The following is a 4,381-nucleotide window of genomic DNA, read 5'->3' on the forward strand; positions in this document are numbered from 1 at the left end:
TATTTCAAGAAAGATTTGAAAAATTTTAACAAACTGAATAAAAAAGAAGTATCCACCTATTTTTAGGAAGATACTTCTTTTTTTTTAGAAATTTATATGTAATTCAACTGGGCAATGATCTGATCCCATCACTTCACTATTAATTTTCGCCTCTGTTATTTGTTCTTTCATTCTTTCGGAAACAACAAAATAATCTAGACGCCATCCAATATTTTTTGCTCTCGCTCCCATACGATACGACCACCACGAATATGCACCTTCCTGATCAGGATAAAGATAACGATATGTATCAATAAACCCTTCTTCTAAAATACGTGTATATTTCTCTCGTTCCTCGTCAGAGAATCCAGGGTTTTTACGATTACTTTTTGGATTTTTTAAATCGATTTCTTTATGAGCAACGTTTAAATCTCCGCAAAAAACAACGGGCTTTTTTTCATCTAATTGCTTAATATAAGCCCTGAAATCATCTTCCCATTTCATTCTGTAATCTAAACGCTCTAATCCTCGTTTTGAATTCGGTGTATATAGCGTGATCATGTAAAAATCTTCGAACTCTAAAGTAATAACTCGTCCTTCTTGATCATGCTCTTCAATGCCTAAACCGTATGTAACAGAAAGCGGTTCCCTCTTCGAGAAAATAGCCGTTCCTGAATATCCTTTCTTCACAGCATAATTCCAGTATGTATAATATCCCTCTAGGTTTAAATCAATTTGCCCATCTTGTAATTTAATTTCTTGTAAACAAAATATATCAGCATTGGATTCCTCAAGATATTCTAAAAATCCACCTTTGGCGATAACTGCTCGCAAACCATTTACATTCCATGAAATTAACTTCACTTATAGCCCTCCTCTTGATGTTTATTTCCAAATTTCATGCTATCACAAAATAGAAAAACAATCATATTTTCACCTTTGTAATCTTGCTCTTACATTTGTGAATACATACATACGCACTTTATTCAGGTTATACTAATTTCAGGGGTGATGTTCTTTGCACAATGAAGAAGTTATGTTAACAAACGAGCATTGGCAAGCAATTATTCATAATGATTCTTCCTATGATAGCAAATTCTTTTATGCTGTGAAATCAACCGGAATCTTTTGCCGACCGTCATGTAAATCAAGAATACCGAATAAAAACAATGTACGAATTTTTCATCATGCAGAGCAAGCATTAAGTGAAAGCTTTCGCCCGTGCAAACGTTGTAAGCCAAATGGGATCACTTTACCTAATGAAGAGTGGGTAGAACAAATTAAAGATTATATCGAAAAGCACTTCGATGAATTATTAACTCTCGATATACTTGCAGAAATGTGCCATGGTAGCCCCTTTCATTTACAACGTACTTTCAAAAAAATGACAGGAATAAGTCCAATAGAATATATACTACAGTTCAGGATTGTTAAAGCGGCAGAACACCTTTTACAAACAAATCAATCCATTAAAGAAATTAGTACTGCCGTCGGAATAGAAAACCCAGAGTATTTCGCAACCTTATTTAAAAAGAAAACCGGATTTACTCCTACTGAATTTCGAAAAAAGAACGAAATGAAAGGGGGATACAATAATGAATTCCTACAGAAATAAATTTATATATTGGACGCTACTTTCACATAAACATTTTCAGTTTCATATTGCTGCAACTGAAAATGGACTATGTTTCATTGGGTCTCAAGATGAAAACTTCGAAGAACTAAATATATGGGCTAGAAAAAAATTACCCCAACATATTTTGACCTGTAATCCCGATTATCTACAAACATATACGAAAGAAATTATCGAGTATTTAGAGATCCAGCGAGAAGCTTTTACATTCCCTATCGATGCTCACGGAACTGAATTTCAATTATCTGTTTGGAATACGGTACGTGAAATTCCTTATGGGAAGACATATTCTTATTCAGAAATTGCCGAAAGAATACAAAAACCTACTGCTGTACGTGCTGTTGCTACTGCTATTGCTGCCAACCCTCTTCTCATTACAATTCCTTGCCATCGTGTTATTGGAAAGAATGGTAAATTAACCGGATTTAGAGGTGGATTAGAAATGAAGAAAGAATTGCTTACATTAGAAAATTCGCAGGTAAACCGCATATGACAGCAGAACATACTAGCGCATTAACTTTAACAGTTCCAACAGAATTTAGTTTCCAAGAAAATTTACAATATCTATCACGTTCTAACAATGAATGTATGTTCCACATTGAAGATAACAAAATTTATAAAGTTATCTCTGTTCACGATGTAAAGCCTTTAGTCGAAATTAGTATGAATGCGGATGATACTATTCAAATACGTTTTTTAGGAGAAGCCTATATCTCTGCAAAACCGATACGAGATGCTGTAGCTAACTATGTAACTGAATGGTTTGATTTAACTACTGATTTAGCTCCCTTTTATACATTAGCTAAACATGATGTACTCCTTCAAAGACCAATTGAACAATATTATGGCCTTCGTACTTTAGGTATTCCAGACTTATTTGAGGCACTTTCCTGGGGAATTATCGGGCAACAAATTAACCTCACATATGCTTATACACTAAAAAGAAGATTAGTCGAGACATTTGGAAGTTATGTAGAGTGGAACGATAGAAAGCATTGGATATTCCCATCACCTGAAACAATTGCCAATTTACACGTAGAGGATCTCAAAAATTTAAAAATGACGACTAGAAAATGTGAATATTTAATCGGTATTGCAAAGCTTATTACTGAAGGAAAATTATCAAAAGAATCTTTACTGCAAATACAAGACGTGAAACAAGCTGAAAAAAGATTAACTGCTATACATGGTATAGGACCGTGGACGGCCAACTATGTTTTAATGCGTTGTTTACGATTTCCTTCTGCTTTTCCAATTGACGATGTTGGTTTGCATAATGCAATTAAATATTTAACAGGTTCTGAAAGTAAACCGACTAAACAGGAAATAAAAGATTTTGCGGTAAACTGGAAAAATTGGGAGTCTTATGCGACTTTTTACTTATGGCGAGTATTATACTAAAAAACCAAGTAGCACCTCTGCACTACTTGGTTCTTTTTTAAGCTTGCTCTTCAAATCGTCTTGCAATCTCTATAATAACTTGAACAGCTTTTTCCATAACATCTACCGAAACATACTCAAATTTACCGTGATAGTTTTCACCACCTGTAAAAATGTTCGGCGTTGGTAATCCCATATAAGATAATTGTGATCCATCTGTTCCACCGCGAATCGGATGAATGTTTGGTTCGATATTTAAACTTTTCATCGCTTCATATGCAATATCAACAATTTCTCTCACTGGTTCGATTTTTTCAAGCATGTTATAGTATTGATCATTCATTTCTAATACGACTGCATCTTGTCCATACTTCTCTTGCATTTGCTTCACAATATTTTCAGCGTTATTTTTACGTGCCTCAAAATTTTCACGATCAAAATCTCGAATAATATAATATGCTTTACTTTGCTCAACATCACCATTTAAAGAAAGTAAATGATAGAATCCTTCATAACCCTCTGTATATTCTGGCGCCTCTTCTACCGGTAAATAGCTATTAAACTCCATCGCAAGTTTAGTTGCGTTACGCATTTTATTTTTCGCTGTTCCAGGATGTGTATTCGTTCCGTTAAATGTTAACTTAGCACCTGCAGCGTTAAAGCTTTCATACTCTAAACCACCTAATGGACCTCCATCCATCGTATAAGCACATGATGCACCAAACGCTTCTACATCAAAATGCGCTGGTCCACGGCCAATTTCTTCATCCGGCGTAAATGCAACTCTAATTTTCCCATGCTTAATTTGCGGATTATGTATTAAATAATTCATTGCCACCATAATTTCTGTAAGACCTGCTTTATCATCTGCTCCAAGAAGTGTCGTACCATCCGTTGTAATAATCGTATGCCCTTTATATGAGGGTAACTCTGGGAACTGTTCTGGCGTTAACACAACATTTAGCTCTTCATGTAACGTAATCGCATTGCCATCAAAATTTTCATGAATTTGTGGTTTTACGTTTTTCCCTGTAAAATCTGTTGCCGTATCTAAATGTGCTAAAAAGCCGATTACAGGAACATCTTTGTCCGTATTAGCCGGCAGTGTTGCCATTACATAACCGTTATCATCCATCGTCACTTCTGTTAACCCAATTTCTTTTAGCTCTTCCACTAATAACTTACCAAATTCAATTTGTCCAGGTGTTGTTGGAACTGTATGACTGTCTTCACTTGACTGTGTATCAATTTTTACATATCTCGTAAATCTTTCAATAAGTTCTTGTTTCAAGTTCATTCACTCCCTTTTATGTTTCTCTCTCCATTATAATCCTTAAAACGAAATATTTTAACTTTTTTGACTGTGAATGCATATATTTCATTTGTATT

Annotated in this window: 5 protein-coding genes; 3 read left to right on the forward strand and 2 right to left on the reverse strand. The window is 34.7% G+C overall.

Annotated elements, in window-relative coordinates; genetic code table 11:
• Positions 1-84 precede the first annotated feature (84 nt).
• Positions 85-843: an exodeoxyribonuclease III gene (locus tag KI369_RS22700; RefSeq protein WP_212957477.1), complete on the reverse strand. Its 759-nt coding sequence runs from the start codon at positions 841-843 to the stop codon at positions 85-87.
• A gap of 154 nt (positions 844-997) precedes the next feature.
• Between KI369_RS22700 and KI369_RS22705 the strand changes: the two genes are divergently transcribed.
• The 3 genes from KI369_RS22705 to alkA are packed head-to-tail and all read left to right on the forward strand — an operon-like array spanning position 998 to position 3,013.
• Positions 998-1,594, forward strand: coding sequence for a bifunctional transcriptional activator/DNA repair enzyme AdaA (locus tag KI369_RS22705; RefSeq protein WP_212957478.1), 597 nt, complete (start codon positions 998-1,000; stop codon positions 1,592-1,594).
• The gene (locus tag KI369_RS22710) at positions 1,575-2,105 is read left to right on the forward strand and encodes a methylated-DNA--[protein]-cysteine S-methyltransferase (RefSeq protein WP_212957479.1); all 531 of its coding nucleotides are present in this window, start codon (positions 1,575-1,577) and stop codon (positions 2,103-2,105) included. Before KI369_RS22705 ends, KI369_RS22710 begins: the two co-directional genes overlap by 20 nt.
• Complete coding sequence (alkA, locus tag KI369_RS22715) at positions 2,102-3,013, forward strand: DNA-3-methyladenine glycosylase family protein (RefSeq protein WP_212957480.1); 912 nt, start codon at positions 2,102-2,104, stop codon at positions 3,011-3,013. Before KI369_RS22710 ends, alkA begins: the two co-directional genes overlap by 4 nt.
• A 37-nt stretch (positions 3,014-3,050) precedes the next feature.
• Here alkA and pepT read toward each other — a convergent pair whose 3' ends face one another.
• Positions 3,051-4,283: a peptidase T gene (gene pepT, locus KI369_RS22720; protein WP_212957481.1), complete on the reverse strand. Its 1,233-nt coding sequence runs from the start codon at positions 4,281-4,283 to the stop codon at positions 3,051-3,053.
• Positions 4,284-4,381: the final 98 nt, after the last annotated feature.

Source organism: Bacillus sanguinis, from assembly GCF_018332475.1.
Lineage (GTDB): Bacteria > Bacillota > Bacilli > Bacillales > Bacillaceae_G > Bacillus_A > Bacillus_A sanguinis.